This is a genomic window from Paenibacillus sp. J22P169, from assembly GCF_059691995.1.
This window is the reverse complement of the sequence record NZ_JCAUAO010000011.1, coordinates 31,663-53,930: the sequence shown is the minus strand read 5'-3', so window position 1 is coordinate 53,930 and position 22,268 is coordinate 31,663. Positions and strand designations below refer to the sequence as shown.

The 22,268-nt window shown below is 41.5% G+C and carries 26 protein-coding genes; 3 read left to right on the top strand and 23 right to left on the bottom strand.

The features are described 5' to 3' along the window. Positions 1-64: 64 nt before the first annotated feature. The 17 genes from AC58QG_RS31145 to AC58QG_RS31065 form a co-directional block, all read right to left on the bottom strand. The gene (locus AC58QG_RS31145) at positions 65-1,474 is read right to left on the bottom strand and encodes a UDP-glucose dehydrogenase family protein (RefSeq protein ID WP_497365927.1); all 1,410 of its coding nucleotides are present in this window, start codon (positions 1,472-1,474) and stop codon (positions 65-67) included. Positions 1,475-1,513: 39 nt separating this feature from the next. Further along, positions 1,514-2,473, bottom strand: a complete 960-nt coding sequence (locus AC58QG_RS31140; protein ID WP_497365926.1) for a UDP-glucuronic acid decarboxylase family protein — start codon at positions 2,471-2,473, stop codon at positions 1,514-1,516. A 29-nt stretch (positions 2,474-2,502) separates the two neighbouring features. After that, a complete protein-coding gene (locus AC58QG_RS31135; RefSeq protein WP_497365925.1) occupies positions 2,503-3,324 on the bottom strand; it encodes a WecB/TagA/CpsF family glycosyltransferase in 822 nt (273 codons plus the stop codon). Beyond that, complete coding sequence (locus AC58QG_RS31130; RefSeq protein WP_497365924.1) at positions 3,306-4,385, bottom strand: NAD-dependent epimerase/dehydratase family protein; 1,080 nt, start codon at positions 4,383-4,385, stop codon at positions 3,306-3,308. The genes AC58QG_RS31135 and AC58QG_RS31130 overlap by 19 nt, the downstream gene beginning before the upstream one ends. Continuing rightward, on the bottom strand, positions 4,385-5,617 hold the full coding sequence (locus tag AC58QG_RS31125; protein ID WP_497365923.1) for a glycosyltransferase family 4 protein: 1,233 nt from the start codon (positions 5,615-5,617) through the stop codon (positions 4,385-4,387). The genes AC58QG_RS31130 and AC58QG_RS31125 overlap by 1 nt, the downstream gene beginning before the upstream one ends. A gap of 18 nt (positions 5,618-5,635) precedes the next feature. Continuing rightward, positions 5,636-6,559, bottom strand: coding sequence for a glycosyltransferase family 2 protein (locus AC58QG_RS31120; RefSeq protein WP_497365922.1), 924 nt, complete (start codon positions 6,557-6,559; stop codon positions 5,636-5,638). 2 nt (positions 6,560-6,561) lie between these two features. Next, positions 6,562-7,851 carry an O-antigen ligase family protein gene (locus AC58QG_RS31115; protein ID WP_497366026.1) on the bottom strand — a complete coding sequence of 430 codons (1,290 nt, stop codon included), beginning with the start codon at positions 7,849-7,851 and terminating at the stop codon, positions 6,562-6,564. Positions 7,852-7,860: 9 nt separating this feature from the next. Continuing rightward, on the bottom strand, positions 7,861-9,174 hold the full coding sequence (locus tag AC58QG_RS31110) for an oligosaccharide flippase family protein (RefSeq protein WP_497365921.1): 1,314 nt from the start codon (positions 9,172-9,174) through the stop codon (positions 7,861-7,863). Between the two features lie 19 nt (positions 9,175-9,193). Continuing rightward, the gene (locus AC58QG_RS31105) at positions 9,194-9,838 is read right to left on the bottom strand and encodes a sugar transferase (RefSeq protein ID WP_497365920.1); all 645 of its coding nucleotides are present in this window, start codon (positions 9,836-9,838) and stop codon (positions 9,194-9,196) included. 17 nt (positions 9,839-9,855) lie between these two features. Continuing rightward, on the bottom strand, positions 9,856-10,752 hold the full coding sequence (galU, locus tag AC58QG_RS31100; protein ID WP_497365919.1) for a UTP--glucose-1-phosphate uridylyltransferase GalU: 897 nt from the start codon (positions 10,750-10,752) through the stop codon (positions 9,856-9,858). A gap of 249 nt (positions 10,753-11,001) precedes the next feature. Beyond that, positions 11,002-11,691, bottom strand: a complete 690-nt coding sequence (locus AC58QG_RS31095; protein ID WP_497365918.1) for a CpsD/CapB family tyrosine-protein kinase — start codon at positions 11,689-11,691, stop codon at positions 11,002-11,004. Then, the gene (locus AC58QG_RS31090) at positions 11,672-12,427 is read right to left on the bottom strand and encodes a YveK family protein (RefSeq protein ID WP_497365917.1); all 756 of its coding nucleotides are present in this window, start codon (positions 12,425-12,427) and stop codon (positions 11,672-11,674) included. The genes AC58QG_RS31095 and AC58QG_RS31090 overlap by 20 nt, the downstream gene beginning before the upstream one ends. Before the next feature lie 73 nt (positions 12,428-12,500). Then, a complete protein-coding gene (locus AC58QG_RS31085) occupies positions 12,501-13,265 on the bottom strand; it encodes a tyrosine-protein phosphatase (RefSeq protein ID WP_497365916.1) in 765 nt (254 codons plus the stop codon). Then, the gene (locus AC58QG_RS31080; protein WP_497365915.1) at positions 13,259-13,699 is read right to left on the bottom strand and encodes a hypothetical protein; all 441 of its coding nucleotides are present in this window, start codon (positions 13,697-13,699) and stop codon (positions 13,259-13,261) included. The genes AC58QG_RS31085 and AC58QG_RS31080 overlap by 7 nt, the downstream gene beginning before the upstream one ends. A gap of 132 nt (positions 13,700-13,831) precedes the next feature. Continuing rightward, a complete protein-coding gene (locus AC58QG_RS31075; protein WP_497365914.1) occupies positions 13,832-13,984 on the bottom strand; it encodes a hypothetical protein in 153 nt (50 codons plus the stop codon). A 363-nt stretch (positions 13,985-14,347) separates the two neighbouring features. Further along, positions 14,348-15,352: an LCP family protein gene (locus tag AC58QG_RS31070; RefSeq protein ID WP_497365913.1), complete on the bottom strand. Its 1,005-nt coding sequence runs from the start codon at positions 15,350-15,352 to the stop codon at positions 14,348-14,350. Between the two features lie 209 nt (positions 15,353-15,561). Further along, positions 15,562-15,711 (bottom strand): hypothetical protein, encoded by a 150-nt coding sequence (locus AC58QG_RS31065; RefSeq protein WP_497365912.1) that lies wholly within the window; start codon positions 15,709-15,711, stop codon positions 15,562-15,564. Positions 15,712-15,983: 272 nt separating this feature from the next. Here AC58QG_RS31065 and AC58QG_RS31060 point away from each other — a divergent pair, with 272 nt between their 5' ends. Then, on the top strand, positions 15,984-16,352 hold the full coding sequence (locus AC58QG_RS31060) for a helix-turn-helix domain-containing protein (protein WP_497366025.1): 369 nt from the start codon (positions 15,984-15,986) through the stop codon (positions 16,350-16,352). Positions 16,353-16,383: 31 nt separating this feature from the next. Here AC58QG_RS31060 and AC58QG_RS31055 read toward each other — a convergent pair whose 3' ends face one another. After that, the gene (locus AC58QG_RS31055) at positions 16,384-16,890 is read right to left on the bottom strand and encodes a tyrosine-type recombinase/integrase (protein WP_497365911.1); all 507 of its coding nucleotides are present in this window, start codon (positions 16,888-16,890) and stop codon (positions 16,384-16,386) included. A gap of 240 nt (positions 16,891-17,130) precedes the next feature. Between AC58QG_RS31055 and AC58QG_RS31050 the strand changes: the two genes are divergently transcribed. Then, the gene (locus AC58QG_RS31050) at positions 17,131-17,421 is read left to right on the top strand and encodes a hypothetical protein (RefSeq protein WP_497365910.1); all 291 of its coding nucleotides are present in this window, start codon (positions 17,131-17,133) and stop codon (positions 17,419-17,421) included. Between the two features lie 50 nt (positions 17,422-17,471). On the opposite strand, the gene AC58QG_RS31045 is transcribed toward AC58QG_RS31050, so the two are convergent. Next, entirely contained in the window at positions 17,472-18,338 is an 867-nt protein-coding gene (locus AC58QG_RS31045) for a metallophosphoesterase (RefSeq protein WP_497365909.1), read from the bottom strand. Positions 18,339-18,536: 198 nt separating this feature from the next. Between AC58QG_RS31045 and AC58QG_RS31040 the strand changes: the two genes are divergently transcribed. Continuing rightward, on the top strand, positions 18,537-18,710 hold the full coding sequence (locus AC58QG_RS31040; RefSeq protein WP_497366024.1) for an anti-repressor SinI family protein: 174 nt from the start codon (positions 18,537-18,539) through the stop codon (positions 18,708-18,710). 19 nt (positions 18,711-18,729) lie between these two features. On the opposite strand, the gene AC58QG_RS31035 is transcribed toward AC58QG_RS31040, so the two are convergent. The 4 genes from AC58QG_RS31035 to glmS all read right to left on the bottom strand — a co-directional run bounded on the left by AC58QG_RS31035 (position 18,730) and on the right by glmS (position 22,197). Further along, entirely contained in the window at positions 18,730-19,071 is a 342-nt protein-coding gene (locus AC58QG_RS31035; protein ID WP_497365908.1) for a helix-turn-helix domain-containing protein, read from the bottom strand. Between the two features lie 152 nt (positions 19,072-19,223). Beyond that, positions 19,224-20,024: a class I SAM-dependent methyltransferase gene (locus tag AC58QG_RS31030; protein WP_497365907.1), complete on the bottom strand. Its 801-nt coding sequence runs from the start codon at positions 20,022-20,024 to the stop codon at positions 19,224-19,226. A 20-nt stretch (positions 20,025-20,044) separates the two neighbouring features. Further along, on the bottom strand, positions 20,045-20,386 hold the full coding sequence (locus tag AC58QG_RS31025; RefSeq protein WP_497365906.1) for a helix-turn-helix domain-containing protein: 342 nt from the start codon (positions 20,384-20,386) through the stop codon (positions 20,045-20,047). Between the two features lie 8 nt (positions 20,387-20,394). After that, a complete protein-coding gene (gene glmS / locus AC58QG_RS31020; RefSeq protein ID WP_497365905.1) occupies positions 20,395-22,197 on the bottom strand; it encodes a glutamine--fructose-6-phosphate transaminase (isomerizing) in 1,803 nt (600 codons plus the stop codon). Positions 22,198-22,268: the final 71 nt, after the last annotated feature.

Below are 22,268 nucleotides of genomic sequence, written 5' to 3'. Positions count from 1 at the left end.
GCATTAAATTATGGCTTCCCCATCCTACCAAGTAGAAAGAGGAAGCCATTGGTTATGAAACGGATCAAGCGCCCTTAACCTCGAATTCAATTTTGTTTTTCAATGAGTTAATTCCTAGTCCCTCATAGTCAAAGCCTAACTTTTGCAAGTGACTTTGCTTTAATACATTGCGAGTATCGAGCAAGTAGGGGCTCCGCATGTTAGTTAAGACTTGCGACCAATCAATAAGTAAATATTCATCCCAATGCGTTAATAAAACAACCGCATCAACGTTATTCGTAACATCAATTGCATTAGTTACGTACTGTACGTCTAAAGCTGCATTCAATTGTTGAAACATTTCCATCCCATGTGGATCATGTGCCTTAATTCTAGCGCCAGCATCAATTAGCTCTTTAATTATGACAGAAGCCTGAGTTTTACGTGCATCATCGGTATTTGGCTTAAAGGTGAGACCGAGGATGCCAATATTTTTCCCAGTCAACGTCTTTAATTTCCGCTTAATCTTGTCAACCACGTAGTCATGCATCTGTTGATTAGAATCCACAGCTGCCTGGACAACGGTAAGTTCACAGCTATACTTTTGACTTGTCGCTAATAACTCAGCCGTATCCTTAGGAAAGCAGCTGCCGCTCCAGCCACTAGACACTTGAAGGAACTTCGATCCAATTCTAGAATCCATACCCATGCCATTGGCTACTTCGGTAATATTCGCTCCTAACGTTTCGCAAAGCCTTGCCATTTCATTAATATAACTGACCTTCACGGCCAAAAAAGCGTTAGATGCATACTTGATCATCTCAGCACTTTTGATATCTGTCTCGTAGTAGGTTGGCAGCGCAGCATGCGGATTGTAGGCAAACTTGAAATCCGACGATTTATCATCATAGTTTACCCTATTTAACAAATTGAAATACAAAGCTTGCATCACCTTCTTGGATCTTTCATGCTCTGTTCCTATCACAATCCGATCTGGGAAAAACACATCCTCTAAGGCGTAGCCCTCTCGCAGAAACTCCGGATTGCTGGCCATGGCAAAATGCTTATTAACTTGTAAACCCGATGCTTCTTCTATAATCGAAGCTACCAGATCAGCTGTTCCAACGGGTACCGTTGATTTATTTATAATCACAGTGAATTTATTCGGATTTAAATGCTTTCCAATACTTTCAGCTGCCAGTCTAATGAATTTCAAATCAGCCGTTCCATCGGCTTTGGAAGGCGTACCCACCCCGATAAATACGACGTCCGCTTGATAGATAACCTGATAATCGGTGGTTGCGAATAGGGTCCTTCCAATATACTTCTCAATGAGATGATCCAGGCCAGGTTCATAAATAGGACTCTTCCCCGCGTTCATCAGATCTATTTTGTTGTGGTCGATATCCAGCACCGTTGTGTGGTGCCCAAGAACGGCAAAGGCTGCCCCTGTTACACTTCCTACGTAACCTGATCCAATACACACGATATTCATGTAGGTTCCCTCCTATTATCTCTCATTTGTCTCATTGCTTTAAATCAGTGCTAATTTCTCTTGGTACTCCGCAATGGTTCTTCGCAGCCCCTCTCGAAGCGGTACTTCTGGCTGCCAACCCAAAACGGCCGTTGCCCGATCGATCACAGGTCTCCTAACCTTCGGATCATCCTCTGGGAGTGCATGAAATGTAATTTTACTTGCGGTATTCGTCAATTCCTTCACTAGTTGCGCAACCTCTAAAACTGAATGCTCCGTTGGATTGCCAATATTCATGATGAGCCCCGTCGCCGCATCGCATTCCATCATTAACATTAGCGCTCTAATCGTATCATCGACATAGCAGAATGAACGCGTCTGACTCCCATCCCCATAGACCGTAATCTCTTCTCCCGTCAGGGCTTGTGTGACAAAATTAGAGATGACTCTTCCATCATCATTCCGTAATCCGGCAGAATACGTATTGAATAGACGTACAACTTTGGTTCGAACCTGATATAAGCGATGATATTCATAGCAGTAAACCTCACCCAGCCTCTTGGCTTCATCGTAGCAGGCCCGTGGCCCCCAAGTATTCACATTGCCTCGATACTCTTCAGGCTGCGGGTGTACCTCCGGATCACCATAAGCTTCACTGGTACTTGCATATAACACCTTGGCATTGTACATGCGCGCCAGCTCTAACATATTTTGAGTACCAATGGTATTAACATAAATCGTTTCAATGGATGACGCTTGATAAAGCTTAGGAGAAGCAGGTGAGGCAAGATGATAAATCTCATCTGGTTCTTGAACGCCTTCGAGATCAATAACAGAAGTGTTCGACACGTCATATTCAATAAAACAAAAATTCGGATGGGCGCGTACCTGTTCTAGATTAGAAAGTCTTCCTGTCACTAGGTTATCAACACCAACAACTTGGTGGCCTAACCCCAGTAATTCCTTCGTTAAATGTGACCCTAAGAAACCCGCTGCACCCGTTACGATAATTTTGCTCATTGACATGTACCTCCTATTTATTGAGATCACTATCCAAACGATTGCTCAGTCTCTCTACCCGTGGGAAGCAGCGCAGGGATCCTTCTAACACCAATCAATTCCCCCAAAAGTGTGAATACGTACAATGGATTTAGCACCATATATCTTTTCCAAAGCCTTCTAGGTTCCTGAAGGAAGCGATAGAACCACTCAAGCCCTCTTTGCTGCATCCAAGGCGGTGCCTGCTTCAGTGTGCCTGCATGGAAATCAAAGGCTGCTCCAACAGCAAGAAGTGGCATCGCTAATAAATCCCTGTACTCGAATACCCACACCTCCTGTCTTGGACATCCAAGTCCAACGAATACGATCTGAGCACCGCTAGCATGTATCCTGTTTATAATCTCCCTTTTCTCGTCAGACGTTACTTTTCTAAACTTAGAGGCTTCTTTACCTGCAATTTGCAGACCGTGAAACCTTTCTTGCAAATTCTTTTCGAATCGCTCTAACGTTTCCAGCTTGCTGCCGTATAAATAAATGGGCAATTGCTCTTTCGCAGCGGCTTCAGCCACCCTCAGTGTCAATTCAGGACCATAAACACGTTCTTTCAGCCCTGTTTTATGTAACAGATTCAGCCCCCATTTGACAGGCTGCCCATCGGGAACAACTAAATCCAACCCATTTAACCGGCGACGATGCTCGGCATCTAGATACCCCGTCATCACCCCATGAACAGCTAAGGCAGACACGGCATAGGGTTGATTATGGTGAGCAGCATTCGTAATTTGCTGGACGGCAGCGTCATAATCAACAGCCGCAATATGAACGCCACAGATGGCATGCTTGCCTTTATCCATCATATCGCCACGCTCCATCGATCCTTATTTTCTTCATAAATGCCTTTCATAATGAGCTCAATATGGTTGTACGCTTGCTTCCACGCTGGGAAATGAGCCTTAAACTTGGCCAAATCAGATACATACCATTGATGATCCCCTGCTCGAGCTACATCTGAATACGTATAAACGAATTCCCTGCCTGTAATCTCTTGCGAAATTTGGATAGCTTCAAGCATCGAAACATTGGAGTCTCTGCCGCCTCCTAAGTTGTAGACCTCACCACCTCTTCTTGGATTCGTATAAAATGCGTGGAAAGCCGCAATGACATCACTAGCATGAATAACATCTCTGACCTGCTTGCCTTCATAACCAAAAATCGTATACGGCGTTCCCGTTATCGCACATCGCATTAAGTAATTAATAAAACCGTGCAGCTGCACACCCGATTGCTTAGAACCGCTTAATACACCACCTCGGAAGCATACGGTCTTGAAGTTGAAATAGCGGCCATATTCCTGGACTAACACATCCGCTGCCAGCTTGGAGGCCCCGAATAAGGAATGCATGCTTTGGTCTACACTCATCTCTTCCGATATGCCATTCGTAAATGGATGCTGAGGGTCTATTTCCCAACGGGTCTCCATTTCAATGAGCGGCAGAGTATTCGGTCGATCTCCATACACCTTATTCGTGGAGGTGAAAATAAAAACAGCTTCAGGACAATGATGTCTCATCGCCTCAAGCAGATTTAAGGTGCCATTGGCGTTTACTCCGAAGTCCACGAAAGGGTCTTTGACTGCCCAATCATGCGAAGGCTGTGCCGCCGTATGAATAATCAATGAAATCTCATTGCCATATTGACGAAATAAGTCATTGAGTTGATCTGCATTTCGAATATCTATCGTATGATGCTCATATTTCTTCCCGAGTGCTCCCTCCATGCGATTACGATTCCATATGGTAGATCCTTCTGGCCCGAAGAATAGTTCACGCATATTATTATCGATACCAATGACCTTGTAACCTAAACCAGCATAAAACTCCGTTGCCTCGGAACCGATTAAACCGGCGGAACCTGTGATCAATACGATAGACATTAATCAACACTCCTCTGTTTATGAGTTATAGGTAAACTTAAATCGCTGGATTTTAAGGCTATCTCTGGTGCTTGAAGCAACACGTCATAGATGCCTTTCACTGCTGCTACCGTGTTATCAACGAGAAAGGAATCCTGAATACGTTGCCTGGCGTTACGTCCCAAACGTTCCTGGAGATTAGCATCCAGCATCAACATATCCAGCGCATGGTGCATGGCCTCAACGGTAGGTTCCGCAAGCAGCCCGTCTTCTCCATGCCGAATAATATCCACGGGTCCTCCGCCGTTCGTAGCTATGCAAGGCATAGCATGACTCATGGCTTCAATGAGAACTCGGCCAAAGGGCTCTGGCGTCGTTGAAGCCAATACAAAGATATCAATGGCTTGATAGACGTCTTGTGTCTCTTTGATAAAACCCGTAAAGATCACGCTTTCTTCGAGATGATTATCCGCTACTAATTGCTTCAAAGTAATGAGAACCTCTTCATTCCCTGGATAACAATCTCCCACTAGTAAAAGATACGTATTGGGCCTCGTAGGCAGCTTAGCAAACGATTGTATGAGCAAATCCTGTCCCTTCCATTGACTAATACGGGCCACATTACCGACCACCAAAGCATCTTCCGGAATGTTATACGCTCTTCTAAAGGCTGTGCGAACGCGTGCACTTCGCTCCCCGGCATAGTCGCTCTCAATCCCATTATGTACAACCTTGAACTTAGTGGATGCACGTTTCGTTCGAAATCGATTCCTAACCTCCGAAGATATGCAAACGACAACTTGTGAGCATGCCTGAATGAAGGAACTGTACAAGGACCAAATCATAGAGGGAAAATCATCAAACACCTCTCTGATATGCCAAATGTGCGGAATTCTAAGCAACTTCGCTGCAAGTGCCCCCGATAGGATAATGGCCGAATTACTATGAACCAAATCTATTTTTTCTTTTCTTAAAATGCGGCTAATCTGGATCGTTGAGGTTACAATCGATAAGATAAATTTGCCAAGCTCCTTCGGGTTACGAAACGTTTTCCTCCTCAGAATCGTTAATTGAGGTCGAACATACACGCTCGCGCCGGTTTGAAGAAGTTCGTCTACTAACGCACCCGCTTCAGGTAGGAAAACGATAGGCTTCATGTCGTCGTCAGTATCCAAGCTCTTAATAATGGATAGCATCGACCTGCTAGAACCATATAAATCGCCAGTTACATGGAAAAATGCAATTTTTTTCATAGAAGCACTCCTATTTTTCTAACTACCATGGATGGTCTTATATTCTTCATATTGATTTCCAAGCATGCCATAGATCATGCCCATACCTCGATACACTCTTTGCTTCATTCTGATGAACAGCGCTTTACTAAACCAGGTTATCGTTGCTGCCAATAGACCCATAGTTATATTAGAAATACCTTTACCAACACGAATGATTTTTGAGACATAGTTGGATTCAACATCATTTTCACAAAAGGTGATGCTATTTCCCAATCGAAAAGCTCTTTGTAATAACCATTTCTCATTAGCTCTGCTCACTGGAATCCACTCATATACGATAGCTTCATCAGATGAGATCATATGCCAGCCTCGCTTATATCCTCGAAGAAAGAAGTGGGTATCACTCCCCCCTGTGCGTGCAAGTCTTTCATCAAACCATGTATCCATCTCCTGCAAAATAGAAGTCCGTATACACACATTGTTCGTCGCAACGTATTTCATGGTATCACCTGTTCTAAATCTAGCTCTTTCGAAAAATTTACCTTGTTTAACCCACCTTGGCGTCTCGTCAGCTTCAAATTTGGGAAGCACAGGACCACTCACCACATCCGCATTTGCATTTCGCTGCGCATCCAGTAACTCATCCAACCAATTCGTTGTAGCCTCCTCATCATCGTCGATGAATACGATAAAGTCCGATTCAGCGGCCTTTCTTAAGGCTCTATTTCTTGCGAATGGGATTCCCTTCAGCGGTTCAATGTCATAGTAAGCCTTCCATTTCGAGTCGTGATTGAACGTGTCGAAAATTGACTTAGATGACGCTTGCTCATCATTATCAATGACAATAACTTCGATATCAGGTGACTCAACCTTTCTAAATTCGAGCGTATTCAAGCTTGTAAGCAGTCTGTGCAACCCTTTGGGTCTCAAACAAGTGATGATGCATATGGCGACTTGCATACCTAGATTCTCCTTTCCTTGAACGAGACCCTATCTTGAAAGTTAGCATATTGGATCTCTGGACTAACCCGCTTGGCAATTCTATTTAACCTATACGTTCTATTAATCTCCACGACACAGACAATTTGGAGCACCCAAAACAAGTTGTTTTGTCTTAAAATGGTGCTTTCAGAAAAGTTATACGAAATTAAAAAGACGAAGAAGACCAGTGGAAAAATGAAATGGTTATACTTCTTTTTGGATATGATTAAGCTGATCGTCCTCGCAGCACTCCGTAATAAACTGGCCGAAATAACGAGCATTCCCATAATGCCCGTATCTAGGCATAAATCGAGATAACCATTATGTGCATGGGGTACTTCCCATCTTGCTAGCGACCAAACATAGGCAGACTCCCCATTTTCACCTAGCCAGAACGCGCCATATCCGTAACCCAGCCAAGGCCTTTGGGCTATTTTATCCATCACAGCATCCCAGATCACCGTTCTTCCCGTTAAGGTCGCATCTTTCCCCAGCAGCTCGAAAAAGGTATCTGGGTTAGTAACAACCCAAACTGTTGCAGATATCAAGAACGTTAACCCAAAGAATAGAACGGAGAGCACTAATATCTTATTAGCTCTCATAAATGCTAGGAAGGGTATTGTTAGATACGTAATAATAAGAATGACTAAGGCCGTTTTTGAATTCGAGCAAATCACCAACGCAACAGAGGTCATCATAAAAAGAAGATAGACGACCTTCTTCTTATCGTAGAGATATAACAACAAGAACACTAAATTACTTAAAGCCATAAATCGACCCAAATGGTTCTTATGCTCGAATAGTCCTCGCCAATCTCCCTCTTGATAACCTGTAGAAATGCCATATTGCGGAAGGAAAATAACGAACAAAAGACTGCCAATTGCTGCTATACCTAATGCCCAAGCTAATATTTTAAGAATTTCATTCATTTGATACCTTGTGATTAAATAGAAACCAAATAGCGTAGTACCTAACAAAGAAATAGCTTTCGTAAACGTGACTTCAGGAGCAGCTGACCACAGCATCGAGCACATAATACATATAACGAGAACCAGTGATACTTTATCATGGGAGATTGTCGTGAATACCATCTTAAGCTTCGGTAGAATAACTAGCAGTGTCACACTATAAATGAATACCCACACCAGCTGAATGAGTAAGCTTAAACCCGTTATATTTCTACTTAACAAGGGTAAGAGCGCCCCAGTAAACATAAAAACACTTAGTACGGCAAATGCACTCTCAACTCGGAGAAATAGGTTTACTCTCATCGTGTTCAATCAAGCATCTCTCCCAAGCCATGACTTTTTGGTTGTTCTTGAGGAAGCTCTATGGAGCAACAGATAGATGAAGGATGTCAAACCAATAATGGAGAACACAAGTGCTCCAATTGTTGAGTAACCAGCCCCAATCCAATGGTAGGTAGGGATCAGTATCATATTTAATCCAACACTAACACCTAAACTGGCTAACTGAATGTAAGTTCTATACTTCTGATAGCCTGCTCCAGTCAGTACATTGGATGCGAAGTAAACAATCGTTTTAAGCAAGGGAACAACGGACAATAACCGAATCGCATCCACAGCCTGAGCAAAGCTTTTGCCTAGCAGCAAAGGCGCATACGGAGCAATAAGGTATAGGATCACTCCGACAATAACCGCATAAAGTACATTAACTGGCAGTATTCTTCTGGCGTATTGGAGCGCTGCACCTATCCCTTTCGCTCCATGTTGAAAGAACGCTACATAGGAAGCTTTTATGACAGCTAGGACGGGGGTTATCATGACCTCAATTAACCGATAGGCTGTTGCATAAATACCTGTTGCTTCAAGGCTCGACAATTTGATCAAAAGTGTTTTGTTCACTTCAATCGTGGACGTATCTGCCGATAGACTAATTGAATAGTAAATGCCATCTTTTAAATCATGCAGGATTCTCCTAGTATTTATCGCAGGCTTTCCTAGAATTGTATGAACAGAGAAGCAGCCCACAAGTGCTGTTGCCGCAGAACAAACCAAATAATATTTACACCAGATATCCAAAGTAGGATGATCATAGATACTCGCTACAAGCAGAATAAAAATCATTCGAATGACGCTTAAGAACACACTTAGGAATGCTGTCCACTTCATTTTTTGAAAAGCCTGGAAGGCTTGACTGCAGATATCTACGATTTTGGCGAAAATCAGCTCGGATATGGAAATGAATAAAATGACTTGCAGGGAAATGGTTTGTGGGAGAATAAAGCTAGCTATCCAAACAACAAGTGCTGTATTGAATAGTCCAGAAATGCCCGTCAATACCAAACTATTTCCCCAGTATTCATTGAAAACTTTTTTATCTACTGCAACATGCTGAATTAATAGATTGCCTATTCCTAAGCTGCTGAAAGGTGACAGTATCAGAGGAATTGACAATGTGCCAACAAATGCGCCATACCCTTCTAATCCCAATGAACGAGCAAGAAATACAAAATATACGGCTTGAATCACTATTTTCATTCCTTGACCAATTAACATCCAGAAGGATTCAGCTGCAAGCTTGCTAGCTTTAACTCGGGCATACACATCTACTGCTTTTTCAAATATGTTCATATCCAAATCCTCTTAGGTTTTAATGTGTATTACTTCTCATCATAACCAGCAATGTTCCCCATATGATTCTCAGATCCATTTGCCAAGAAATATCTCGGGCATACTTGAAATCATGCTGCAAATTCTCATGAATAGGCAGCTTCCGCTCGGGGCTAATTTGCCATAAACCAGTAATACCTGGCGTTATACAAAAGCGTTGGCGCTCCCAATCCGTGTATTCTGCCTCTACGATCGATTTTTGCTCTGGGCGTGGCCCAATGAAGCTCATTTCCCCCTTCAGAATGTTGATCATTTGAGGCAATTCATCGATACTCGTTTTCCTCAGTATGCGACCGATTGGTGTAATTCTTGTGTCTTCACCCGATATCGGTGATCTTCCCTCCGTTGGAACATCCGCATACATCGTACGAAACTTATAAATGTGAAACACACGGCCATGCTTACCATATCGTTGCTGCTTAAAGAGGATAGGACCTTTGGAATCGCATTTAATCAGGATGGCTACGCAAAGGAATAGAGGGGATGAGCAGATCAGTAGTATTAAACTTACTAGCAAATCAATAAGCGGCTTGATGATTTGGACATATATGCCACTTGGCTCAGCGATCGACGATTGTGAGGATAACGTAACTTTCGCTCTACTCTCGATATTGATCATTTCCATAGTCCCCAGTCACTTCCTTACACAATAGCTTTGATTACATGTTGTCTTAATGTGTAATCCAACAAATACCGTTCAAACTCCTCGCTTAATTCCTGATTCTTCATGGCAAATTCCACAGTTGCCTTTAGAAATCCAATTTTACTGCCCACATCGTACAATTTACCTTCATACATATAGCTATACATGGCTTGCTGCTGCGCCAATTGCTTTAAGGCATCCGTAAGCTGGATCTCGCCACCGACGCCTGGATGCGTATGTTCTAATAGATCCATAATTTCAGGATTGAGAATGTAGCGACCCATAATCGCTAGATTAGATGGCGGGTTTTTCTGAGGTTTTTCCACTAAATTATGAACAAAGGAGAGTCGATCCGTAACTTCTTTTCCTTCAATTACACCGTATTTATTCACGTCTTCCCATGGTACTGACTCGACGGCAATAATGTTGGAACCATCCGTTGCTTCATAGACATCCATCATCTGCCTCAAACAGGGAACCTGACTATCAATAATCATATCGCCTAACAAAACGGCAAAAGGCTCATTCCCAATAAACTTTCGTGCGCACCAGATCGCATGACCTAATCCTAGTGCTTCTTTCTGTCTCACATAGTGAATATCAACTAAATTCGTTAAATCATGAACGATTTGCAGTAATTCGCTTTTGTTCTTACTCTCCAGGTTCTGTTCCAACTCATAATTCTTATCAAAATGGTCCTCAATCGGCTTCTTACTACGCCCGGTCACAATGATGATGTCCTCGATGCCTGAATCAATTGCCTCTTCCACGATGTATTGAATGGTCGGCTTATCCACAATGGGCAGCATTTCTTTCGGCATTGCTTTCGTTGCGGGTAGAAATCGGGTCCCTAAACCAGCTGCAGGAATGATTGCTTTCCTTACTGTTCTCTCCATCCAATACTCCTCCTATTATCTCTTCTCTATTTAGCTGCTTTTTTTGGTTTTAAAAAAACCAGGCATGCTGTCTTTAGGACCAAAACAGCACGACTCGATCTTTTAAATAAAAACTATAGGGCATTTAACCCCACCTCACTTCACACCACTGACGATAACGTCTAAGGCTAATAGCCCACAGCATGAACGAGTGTCTACAATGATAAGGGTGTAGTAGACATAACCCAGAACTGAGATAAGGAAGTCTATTTATTCCTTATTTCCGTAATAGTAGTAATACGCAGCATCACTTTTTCTATGGCGCTTATTGTTGAGGACAACGCCCAGAATCTTCGCCTGGACTCGTTCTAAGTTATGAATAGCTTTCTTAGCCATATCGCGTTTGACTTTCCCATCACTAATGACCATGACGACGCCATCACATTTCGTTGCTAGTATTTGCGCGTCTGCGACAGCTAGGGTTGGCGGCGAATCAATAATAATGACATCAAATTTGGTTGCCATTTCTTCTAGAAAAGCGGTCATTTTCTGCGACATTAGCAATTCGGATGGATTCGGAGGAATCGGACCTGAGGGAATCAGAAATAAATTCTCTATAGAAGTCTCACAGATAAACTCATCCAACTGAGTTCGATTCACGATCGCACTTGTCAAACCATACCGATTCGATTTGCCAAAATAATGATGAATGGTAGGTTTCCTTAAATCGGCATCGACAATAAGCACTTTCTTCCCTTCCTGCGCATAAGCAACTGATAAATTAGCAGCCGTTGTTGATTTACCTTCACCTGGTTGCGCCGATGTAATTAGAATCGTCTTCATCATTCGATCAATGGATGAGAACTGAATGTTCGTTCTTAAGGTCCGATAGGATTCGGATACTTGAGATTTAGGATGTATTTCCGTAATGAGCGGATGCTTATTGGTTTGCGTTCGCATATACCGTATCCCCTACCATTCTTTGAGATTTAGAAGGTGCTCTGCTAAGCAAATCCTCCGTTTTAACTTTGGAGATGGTAGCTAGTGTAGGTAAGCCAAGGAAGTGTTCAATGTCGACTTCGGACTGGATGGAATCATCCAAATAATCTAAGAGAAATACGAAGCCAATTGCGAACATGAGGGATACCACGAATGCGATCGCCACATTCATTGTCATATGAGGTGAAACTGGACCCTGATCATCTTCGGGCTTTGCTTCATTTAAAATGACAACATTATCTACTTTCATAATGGAAGGAATCGTATTCTTGAACACCTCTGCAACGGCATTAACCGTTTTGGCTGCGTTCTCTGCCGAGAAACTTCTGATCGATATGGTCATTACTTGTGTATCCACCGTTGAGCTAACACGTATCATGTCCATGAGTTCAGCACTTGTCAGGCCAAGATCAGGGTACTTCGTAACGACACTATCGAGTATCGCTGGTGTTAGAATAATTTCCTTATAGGTCTTGATTAACAAAGCATTCGTCCGTATGGAATCGTAATCGAGATTATCCCCGCCTTGCATATCCATCGATTTGTTGACGATTATTTTAGAACTCGCTTCATATAGCGGAGAAATCAAATAATAGCTCACAAGCCCAGTAACCACACTCGATAGGAACACGATGCTCGCAATGAGCCATATTCTTTTTTGAACAATGGTCAAATATTGTCTGAGTTCAATTTCCATTGTGACCTCCAATAGTTAATTTAATGTAAACTAACATATCCATTCGTGTCAGATAGATATCGAAATTTTTTTCTCATCCATTGAAGGACCATAATCTTCGTTTATACGGATGGCTCTCCGTCACGATCGTCTCATTTCGTATGACACATGCCGCGTTAATCGAATAGCGCTCCATTGCTTTACGACTTTGCACCTTTTCCAGATATGATAAAGCTTCCGCTAACGTACTCCTCCTGTTGGTTAAATTGTGCGCATCCGAGGCGATCAAATGAGATAAATGCGACTTGCATATATACATAGCGAGTTTCTGGATTTTGCGGCCGAATAGACCCATTATGGACTGCGAGGTAATTTGGCACAGGCATCCTTGTTCAACATAGTTGTAAAGCAAGCGAGGATTCATCATAAAATCCATCTGCCTCTCCGGATGTGCGAGGATCACGGTAAGTCCTAGGACATGCAATTCATACATTAACTCATTAAAATAACTTGGAATACCGGTTGGTGGTAGTTCAAGCAATATATATTGGCTGTGATTGAGTGTTCGAATACGTCCCGCATCCAAGTCAAGAAGCAGCTCCTTAGAGACTCTTACCTCTTGGCCTGGGAGGATTCGAACGGGAATGCGTTGTTTCTCCAGCTCACTGTTTAACTCCTGAACGGCAAGATCGACCTTATCCGCATCATTATCGTGTCTCCCGTCGCCATGGTGGGGAGTAGCCACGATTGTATGAATACCTTCGCAGGAAGCCTGTTTCGCCATTTCAATAGCTTCTTCCAGACTTCCAGCGCCATCATCTAGGCCGGGTAAAATATGACAGTGTGTATCAATTAGCATGAGACATCCATGAATGCCTTACTCTCTAGCTCCATTACATTGACATAGCCACGCACAGCTTTTTCAAACTCATACTTAAATTTATGCTTCCTGAAACTTAAGGTTTGCAGCAGGATAGCTCCAGTGCTTTGATCTGCTTCTAACCACTCGACAGAGTAGACATATCCATCCGCTAGCAGGCTTCTTTCACGCAAAACCCCGCAAAGGGATAATACTTCGTTATGAAACTTAAATTGAAAACACCAAATCACATTTTCATTTATGGGTAAACTTAAATAAGAATTGAAGCCCATCCGCGAAGCACTAATGCCAATCACTTTAAACGGTGTATACTTGGAATCCATCTTGTGTTGGTCGATCTGCTTAATATTCATCAAACCATAACAAGGATATTTCAAAGCCATTTCTGATTCTTCAGCAAAAGATGCAGTCATCTATTCCCCTCCTTAATGTTACGGTATGTATCATTTTGAGCCTGACTACAACAGGTGCTGACTTCATGTGCGACAATTGTGGAGTACGTAAGTGAGCTATTAGGGGACTATTTGGACGCGATGCGATGTGTGTTATCGCTCGTGAGTGAGGGGAGATTTGCCTTGATTTACTTGGAGGGTTTTCTTCGACTGGCCTTCTTTCCACAACAGAAACTGCTGCATATCCAGCCCCAAATGTCTTAAAACATCGTTAATCTCAAGTGTAACTGGCTTATCTTTTCCCATAAAAGAACACCACTCCTGATCATGTTATGTTTTATGACATTTACGCTTTAATTCTGCTTTCAATTTATGATACATCTCGTATCTTGTCAAGAGAATTTCACAAATATGAATATTAGATAGATCCTCAAAGACTTGTATTGCAAGCATGAAAATAACATCTTTTGTTTTCAAAGTTATGCCCGTAAGTCCTTGGTTATGCTAAGAATCCTGCGTGGTTTTGAGCAAGAAATCTTGTAAGCGCACCCAAGTCTGATAGAATCAGCTGCACTTGCAATATGACATTTTCAAAAAAAACAATCTCAAATATCCAAATACAATCCGTATCATAATTGGGAAAGTTGACTCCTTTTTGACCTAATACCTTTAATCTTTAAGTAATGTACGGCTAATCTCCTTCACCTTTGCCATATCGGGAATCCAATAATATAAGCGTAACTTCGCTAACGGATCCATCTCATAACCGCTGTGACCTGGAATTTGCTTCGTTATAAAATCGTCAGCTGTCATTCCTTTGAATAACCAAGCTAAGCTTATGATATCGTTATCCTGGAAGTTGGTATCCACGATATCCTTCTTGACCTTGGTTAGCAAACCTGCAATTTCGCCAATATGCTCTGGTTTCAATATTTCTTGCGCAACATTTTTTAAAATTTGTGTTTGCTCACTTTGCCTACCGAAATCGCCATCCGGAAAAGCGTATCGTTCTCTTGCCAAGCTTAAAGCTAATTTGCCGTCGATATGCTGCACGCCTTGAGGCAATGTCACCCCAGAATGAAGTAAATAAATATCCTTTTTGACCTCTACATTAACGCCGCCAATCGTATCAATAAAATCCTCAAAGCCCTTAAAATTGGTTTTAATATAATAATTAATGGGTACATCGAGAAAATTCGATACGGTTTGAAGAGCTTCCTTCGTCCCCTCCTCGTTGCCTCCCCTCATCTCGCCAAGCATATGCGCATGGTTAATCTTGGTGTAACCAGCACCATCAATGTAGACGCGACTGTCTCTGGGGATGGATATCATATTAATTTTACGTGTGCTTGGAATAACGTGCAGCACCATAACAACATCCGATCTTGAGTTTTCCTTACCTCTAGCGTCCGTTCCAAGGACAAGTACATTGAATGACTTAATCGTTTTAGATGGTACTTGCTGCGTGGCTTGAGGTGTTGACTCGATTGCAGCTTTAGGCTGGGCGACCGCCACTTCCTCCTCAACTGGAACCGGAACTGATGGCTTACTTAAAACGGGTACGTCGATTTGCTCAAAGTGATGAACAGGCTCATATTTCCAATAAAGTCCTAATCCCCCCCCAATGAATCCAACAAAAAGAAAGCCTGCAGTGTAAACTACCCAACGACGCATGTAGTCACTCCCTTTAACTTATCCATTTATTAGATACGTATTGTATCATCGAGGTTATAGAAACACAAGTAAGTTATTTAACTCCATGAAATCCGAAAATACGACACACAATAAGCCACGACTCTTATAGTGCATAAGAGAACGTGGCTTATTTGTAATGACAATTCCATTTCAGGTCTCTCAAGTTGATCCCGCCTTATCTTATCTGTTCAAATCCAACTTGCAACCGTCATTCCTTCAACAAAGCTTGGAAAGTAAATCGTTTGCACCGTATCGCATTTGATGCAATGAGCCAAAGGAATCGTTGTATGATAGTAGCCTGTCTTAAAAATCTTTTTGGCATCACACTTATCCATCATTGTGTTACATTCCACACAAAATACCTTTTCAAAAATAATCATCTATGCCCACCCCTTAATCTATGACTAAATGTCGTAACCTGTTACAATATGTATATAATATTCATTATATGATACATTTCGTAACTTATCAAGGGTTTATAAATTATTTTAAATACATTTTGTATCTAGTCAAATGAATCTCTGCTTTGTTATAATTATCTTCTGGTATATTTCGTTAATGATAGTGGCTATAATAATTGAATGATTATGAACAGTGAGGACTGATCAAGCTGAAGTATGGAGATCGTATTGCACTCTTACGTGAAAAAAGAGGCCTAACCCAAGAGGATTTATCAATCAAAATAGGTATTTCCCGAGCATCCCTGTCTCACTACGAGACTAATCGCCGCGAACCTGATTATGAAACTATTAATAAGATTGCTAACTTTTTCAATGTTTCTATCGACTATTTGCTGGGGCGTACTAACCTTCAACAAACCGTCTTGGATGAAGATGTGCGCGACTTTGTCGAAAATTTGGATTTAACAGATGAGGGCATCCTACAAAAGTTCTCATTAACTGTGGATGGAAAACGACTATCTGCTGAGGAAGCTAGACGATTCATTGCTTTTGTTAGGGCTGAGCGTTCGTTAGAATAATCACTAACCGTTTACAACGCTCAGCCTACTCTTAATTGTTGACACCGATATACTTTAAAGTCACAGATGGTGCTGACTGATTGAACAAATCTCTAAGTACAGAGACATTTCTCGTTTTGAGGTAGTAATGATAGCCATAGGTCTTCCGAAGGGTATGCGTGCCTATATCTGTTAAGCCTACCTGCTTTGCAGCTTGATTAAGAATCCGATACACACGTATTCGCTTAATAGGGTAACCGGTGCGTTGGGAAGGAAATAAGTAATTGTCTTCATCCATATATTGGACATATTCCTTAATATAAGCCTTCAGCTGCGAAGAAAGCTGGAATGTCTTTACTTTCCCCGTTTTCTCCTCTCTTACGCTCACAATATTCCGATCCATCACATCTTTCACTTTCAAATAGAGAATATCACTCAGATGGAGTCCTGAATTAATCCCAATTGTGAAAAGTAGCCAGTCACGAACCGATTGTTCCTTCAACACTTCCTGAATCTGTTCAATCTTTTCTTGTTCTCTAATGGGTTGAACAACTTGCATCCTTTGCACCTCACCATACTTTAATTAGTTTCATAGGATATGTTACGTTATGTATCCACGTAGAACTGAATCCGTTATTTTTATATCTTTATCACACTCCTTATATATAATATGTTACATATTGTATCATAAATTTCAAAAATGTTCTATGCTTTCACCGTTCTCAAAACCTATTATTTGCTGTATAATTCTTAATAAAGAACAATTTCTCAGTACTATTTATGAAGGGAGGTCGTGCGCGTGTATAAATTTTTAAAATTACCTTTTATCCTCCTGCTCTCAAGCGCAATTATGTTTCCTGCCTATTCTTCAGCTTCATCAAGTACTAATTACTCTGAAAATCCCTTGCAAAGTAAGTCACATAGTTTTTATCACTTTTTCACAAACTTTTTTACCGATCCAACAGAACTGAACGACGAATTAAATGAATATATGTCAAACTGGAATCATCAAGACTTTAATGATATAAACTGGGAAACCGATGAAGCTATGAGCTCGCTTGATATTTGGAGAAGATGGTTTTCCTATTAATAGATTACAACTCCGCTGCTTGAAGTCTCCCTGCAGCGGAGTTTTTGCGTTTATATGAGCTTTGTCTCGAGGACAAATACAGTGATTTCAGGTCGACAATTAAATCGAATCGGAAATAGCGTTGTACCTATACCGCGATTGGTGTACACATGGAACTCACTATCTCCGAAGCTATACAAACCTATCGAGTATTTCTGGCCTAGGTCAGGGGTAAATAGACTCCCATAAAACGGAATACGTATCTGTCCACCATGACTGTGGCCAGAAAGCTGTAAATCGACGGGATACCTCCAAGCCGTATCGGCAAAATCCGGCTCATGTGCAAGTAAGAGAGTGAACTCATTTTGTTCAATATCTTTTAGCGCTTGGGGTAAATTCGGTTTACCATGGAACATTTCATCCACGCCTACGATATGTATGCTTTCGTCACCTCGGCTAATTGTTCGGCTGTCATTGATTAATACATTGAAACCAGATTGTTCCAGTATTTCTGTTATTCGTTCTGCCCCCATACGCATATCATGGTTGCCTAGTACGGCAAATTTCCCATGCCTAGCTTGGAGTCGAGATAGAATAGGGATTACTTCATTCGTTATTTCACCTTGTCTGGAGTCAAATAAATCACCAGTAAAGACAAGGACGTCAGGCTCTTGTAGCTGTAGCAGCTCAACCAATTTAGATAAATGAGATATGCCATAATATTGGCTAATATGCGTATCGCTAAATTGTACGATTCGCATACCTGCAAACGAAGATGGGTATCGATTGTATGACAGTTTTACCGTTATTGTCTCGATCCAATTACGCTCACCGAAAATTCCATATGCTCCACTCATTCCTACTAACATACCTAAGGAACCAACGGTCAATAGACTATGCTTGAGGAATGACCTGCGACTTAAGGGTGTGTCATCCAAGCTGCATCCCCCTCCTCATTAGGTCTAAAGACATATATCTTCTACAAAATACTCAATAAAACTCCATTTTAATCAATGATACAATTTGTATAATTTTAATCTAACTGGGATTGATTTCGTAGAAAAAACATGCGATAATACTTGTAACGATACAAAGCGTATCTTACAAAGGAAGTTTTGGAGGGGTCGATTGTGAATATGCTAAAGCAAATGGATACAGAAGAGTATGATGCAGAATGGATCAATCTCATCATGAGCGCGCGTAAGATGGGACTTACCATGGAAGATATCCGTTCATTCCTAAAAAGCCCCTTCCACCCTAAGAAACAAATGCAGAACACGAATGGAAATGATCCTTGTATGTCCCCATAGATTCGTAAAGCAACGTTAGTTATTCATCGTTAGGTCGCTTCATTCTCCATTTGTTAAAATCTAAAAACTCCCGAAATTGCTGCTTATCTACACCAGAAGTCATCGCTTCTTTAATGATTTCATACCATTCCTCATCTAACTCTCGTTCACCTGCAACGATTTCTTCCTGATCATCAATAAGTCGGTCGACAGGCACCTTTAATACAGCTGCAATCTTTTCTAGGAACTGAATAGAAGGATTCTTCTGGATATCTCGCTCCAGGCTGCTAATATAGGATTTAGCCACGCCTGCCCGTTCAGCTAATTCCGTGAGGGACAAGCCCTTCTCTTTCCTTAATTGTTGTACACGTTTACCAATCATATTAGATCTTCCCTTATTTAAATGTAGTAGTTGCTCTTATTAGTATAACAGAATTCCTTGTAAAGAACAAATATTGTTCCTAATAAAGAACAAAACTAGCCCCCTAAGGGGCTAGTTTTTACTTCCCTACCTTTAATCTATATTTTAGGATTTTATTTGTGCAATTTAATAAAAATACTGTTCATTAGGGCTGGATTTCTTACTACATCGCTATTTTTATCAAATACTGGTGATAAATAATCATTTTGATTATGATTACCTAAAGCTTCATACTTAGAGGCTACAGTAGTGTCCCAAACTGAATATTGCGTGAAGTGCACAATCAGTAATCCTTGGGGTTTGATCAGCTCATTGAACTCTAAAATCTGTCGCTCAAACTTTTCAAAGGGATAGATTTTATTTAGATTATTGATGCCTTTTTCTGCAATGTAATGGGGCTTTCGTTGCAAAACAGCCATGCAGAAAATTGCATCGAAATCTCCATACTTTTGAATTTCACTAAGTTTAGAATATACAAAGGTAATTTTCTCGTCTACAGGAAGCTTTCTGCATATTTCAAGATTGCTTTTGTTAATATCTGCACCTATTATTTGCGCAGTAGGAAAATATTTACGAAGGGTTAGAACTTCTTCTCCTGTCGAGCACCCATAAGAAAGTATCTTTAGATCTTGTTTACCATTAAAATAGTCGCGACATGCTGAGAAGATTGTAGGGTACCGATCCATATAGGTAAGGGACGTTGTTTGATGAACATTTTTAGAGTTTAGCAACTTCAAAAGAAGGATAGAGCGATAATTTGTATCGACACACACGCGTATCGCAGTTTTGGATGCATTCCACAAAACACACAAGATGGATACTCCAAGTCTAATGATTGGACTTTTAGAAGACCGTTGTTCCTTAACCATCTTCTTCGCAGTTCCGAAAATTTGCATACCTATTTTAACATTCATATGCCCATATCCCTTCAAAACTAAGTTACATTATCATTATGCCATTTCATAAACTCTATTAAAATTTTCAACTCATGGATCCGTTCCTTTTTGATTCCTGACTTTTTTAAATCCGCAACAAAATCCATCCACTCCTGATCATGCTGCTGGTTGGTTTCCACTTCAACAGCAATTTTTAAGAGTATTTTCAAATCAACCTTGAGAACCAACGCGATTTTCTCTATCACATGAATGGAAGGATTTTGTTTCAAATTTCTCTCAATATTACTTAAATAGGACTTGGAAATACCTGTCCGTTCCGAAAGCTCGGACAATGTATACCCCCTTTGCTTACGAATACTCGATATGTTGTGTCCAATCATCGTTATCATCACTCCACAGTGACACTTTTGGCTAGATTTCTAGGCTTATCAATATCACAGCCTCGATATTTGGCTGCGTAATACGCGATTAATTGTAAGGGTATAACGGAAACCAAGGGAGTTAGAAGCTCATGAACGGCAGGCAGAACAATCTGATCACTTCTCTCCTCTGTTCCTTCCATGCTAATCATACACACATGAGCGCCACGAGCCATCATTTCTTGCACATTGCTTCGAACATTCGCGCGAATATGAGACTGCGTGATGAGTGCAATGGCTGGCGTCCCCTCCTCCACTAAAGCAATTGTGCCATGCTTGAGCTCTCCACCTGCAAACCCTTCAGCTTGAATGTAGGAAATCTCCTTAAGCTTTAACGCGCCTTCTAAAGCAACATAATAATCTACACCCCGACCGATAAAAAAACAATTCCGCGAGGAAGTGAGATATTGCCAAACGACCTCTTCCATCATCTCTTTCTTATTAATTAATATTTCCATCGCGTTCGCGGCGATGCTCAACTCATGGAAAGGATTGATGTCCAGTAACTGCCCAATTCCTCTTACACTGTCGAAGGCAAGTAAAGCTAATACGGCAATCTGCGCTGTGTAAGCTTTGGTTGATGCCACCGCAATCTCCGGCCCTGCATGTGTCAGCAACGTATAATCGGCTTCGCGAGATAACGTTGAACCTGGTACGTTAGTTATCGTTACACTCGGATAACCCATCTGTTTAATCGCTACCAATCCCCCCCTGCTATCTGCTGTCTCACCACTCTGCGAAATAAAGATAAACAGTGGATTTGCAGAGAGAATTGGCCTATTATACAGAAACTCGCTGGCAATATGTGTTTCAACAGGAATTTCTGCGATCTTCTCGATCAGTTGCTTACCTACCAAGCCTGCATGATAACTGGTTCCGCAAGCGATGATATAGATGCGATCCACCATCTTCATGCGTTCACGCAACTGTGGGTCAATTCGGATTCCACCTTGGCTATCCTGATATTTGGAAATCACCTTGCGAATAACCAATGGTTGTTCATCAATTTCCTTCAGCATATAGTGCGGATATAGACCTTTCTCCATATCGCTGGCGTCCAGCTTTACTTGAAAAGGTCTTCTGTGAATGATTTCTCCATTCAAGTTTTTGATTGTCTTGGCATGCTGGTGAAGAATAACCATCTCTTCATCCATCAATTCGACGAATTGATTGGTTAACTGGAGCATCGCCATCGCATCGCTTGCGATGACATGGAAATCTGAGCCCAGCCCAATGAGCAATGGACTCTTATTTTTACCAACATAAATCGTTTCCGTGTCCTGACTATCTAATATGGCAACAGCGTAAGAGCCTTTAATTTCTAGAAGCAGCAGCCGGAAAGCCTCTTCTACGGAGAGCCCCGTCTCCACCAATTGCTCCATCTTGTGTACAATGACTTCTGTGTCCGTATCGCTAGAGAAGGGGATATGCGCAAGAGATTTCTCTTTCAACTCTGGATAATTTTCAATGACACCATTATGTACAACCGTAAATCGGCCGTTATTACTTTGATGCGGATGTGCATTGCGACGGCTTGGTTTGCCATGTGTCGCCCACCTCGTGTGACCTATGCCCACCCGCGCCTCTTGCTCAGGGTCGATAACTTCCCGAAGCGCCGCAATCCTGCCTTTCTCTTTATACAGATGTAAGCCGCTGTCGTTTAAAATCGCAATCCCCGAAGAATCATACCCTCGATATTCTAGTTTTTCTAATCCTTTTACCAAAATCTCCTTCGCATCCTGACTCCCGATATATCCCACAATTCCGCACATGATTATAGCCTCCTCATCTATGATTCTCAATAAAGAACAGCAAGACAGTATTTAGTAATACTTGAATAGAT

Excerpts from the sequence above, each read along its gene's own strand:
- AC58QG_RS31110 (WP_497365921.1), bottom strand. The coding sequence starts at position 9,174 with ATGAACATATTTGAAAAAGCAGTAGATGTGTATGCCCGAGTTAAAGCT.
- AC58QG_RS31140 (WP_497365926.1), bottom strand. The coding sequence starts at position 2,473 with ATGAGCAAAATTATCGTAACGGGTGCAGCGGGTTTCTTAGGGTCACAT.
- AC58QG_RS31135 (WP_497365925.1), bottom strand. The coding sequence starts at position 3,324 with ATGGAGCGTGGCGATATGATGGATAAAGGCAAGCATGCCATCTGTGGC.
- AC58QG_RS31035 (WP_497365908.1), bottom strand. The coding sequence starts at position 19,071 with ATGATTGGTAAACGTGTACAACAATTAAGGAAAGAGAAGGGCTTGTCC.
- AC58QG_RS31080 (WP_497365915.1), bottom strand. The coding sequence starts at position 13,699 with ATGACTGCATCTTTTGCTGAAGAATCAGAAATGGCTTTGAAATATCCT.
- AC58QG_RS31095 (WP_497365918.1), bottom strand. The coding sequence starts at position 11,691 with ATGCGAACGCAAACCAATAAGCATCCGCTCATTACGGAAATACATCCT.
- AC58QG_RS31055 (WP_497365911.1), bottom strand. The coding sequence starts at position 16,890 with ATGCAAGTTGTTCAACCCATTAGAGAACAAGAAAAGATTGAACAGATT.
- AC58QG_RS31105 (WP_497365920.1), bottom strand. The coding sequence starts at position 9,838 with ATGGAAATGATCAATATCGAGAGTAGAGCGAAAGTTACGTTATCCTCA.
- AC58QG_RS31070 (WP_497365913.1), bottom strand. The coding sequence starts at position 15,352 with ATGCGTCGTTGGGTAGTTTACACTGCAGGCTTTCTTTTTGTTGGATTC.
- glmS (WP_497365905.1), bottom strand. The coding sequence starts at position 22,197 with ATGTGCGGAATTGTGGGATATATCGGGAGTCAGGATGCGAAGGAGATT.
- AC58QG_RS31030 (WP_497365907.1), bottom strand. The coding sequence starts at position 20,024 with ATGAATGTTAAAATAGGTATGCAAATTTTCGGAACTGCGAAGAAGATG.
- AC58QG_RS31125 (WP_497365923.1), bottom strand. The coding sequence starts at position 5,617 with ATGAAAAAAATTGCATTTTTCCATGTAACTGGCGATTTATATGGTTCT.
- AC58QG_RS31115 (WP_497366026.1), bottom strand. The coding sequence starts at position 7,851 with ATGAGAGTAAACCTATTTCTCCGAGTTGAGAGTGCATTTGCCGTACTA.
- AC58QG_RS31130 (WP_497365924.1), bottom strand. The coding sequence starts at position 4,385 with ATGTCTATCGTATTGATCACAGGTTCCGCCGGTTTAATCGGTTCCGAG.
- AC58QG_RS31120 (WP_497365922.1), bottom strand. The coding sequence starts at position 6,559 with ATGCAAGTCGCCATATGCATCATCACTTGTTTGAGACCCAAAGGGTTG.
- AC58QG_RS31090 (WP_497365917.1), bottom strand. The coding sequence starts at position 12,427 with ATGGAAATTGAACTCAGACAATATTTGACCATTGTTCAAAAAAGAATA.
- galU (WP_497365919.1), bottom strand. The coding sequence starts at position 10,752 with ATGGAGAGAACAGTAAGGAAAGCAATCATTCCTGCAGCTGGTTTAGGG.
- AC58QG_RS31025 (WP_497365906.1), bottom strand. The coding sequence starts at position 20,386 with ATGATTGGACACAACATATCGAGTATTCGTAAGCAAAGGGGGTATACA.
- AC58QG_RS31040 (WP_497366024.1), top strand. The coding sequence starts at position 18,537 with ATGCTAAAGCAAATGGATACAGAAGAGTATGATGCAGAATGGATCAAT.
- AC58QG_RS31085 (WP_497365916.1), bottom strand. The coding sequence starts at position 13,265 with ATGCTAATTGATACACACTGTCATATTTTACCCGGCCTAGATGATGGC.
- AC58QG_RS31065 (WP_497365912.1), bottom strand. The coding sequence starts at position 15,711 with ATGATGGATAAGTGTGATGCCAAAAAGATTTTTAAGACAGGCTACTAT.
- AC58QG_RS31075 (WP_497365914.1), bottom strand. The coding sequence starts at position 13,984 with ATGGGAAAAGATAAGCCAGTTACACTTGAGATTAACGATGTTTTAAGA.
- AC58QG_RS31145 (WP_497365927.1), bottom strand. The coding sequence starts at position 1,474 with ATGAATATCGTGTGTATTGGATCAGGTTACGTAGGAAGTGTAACAGGG.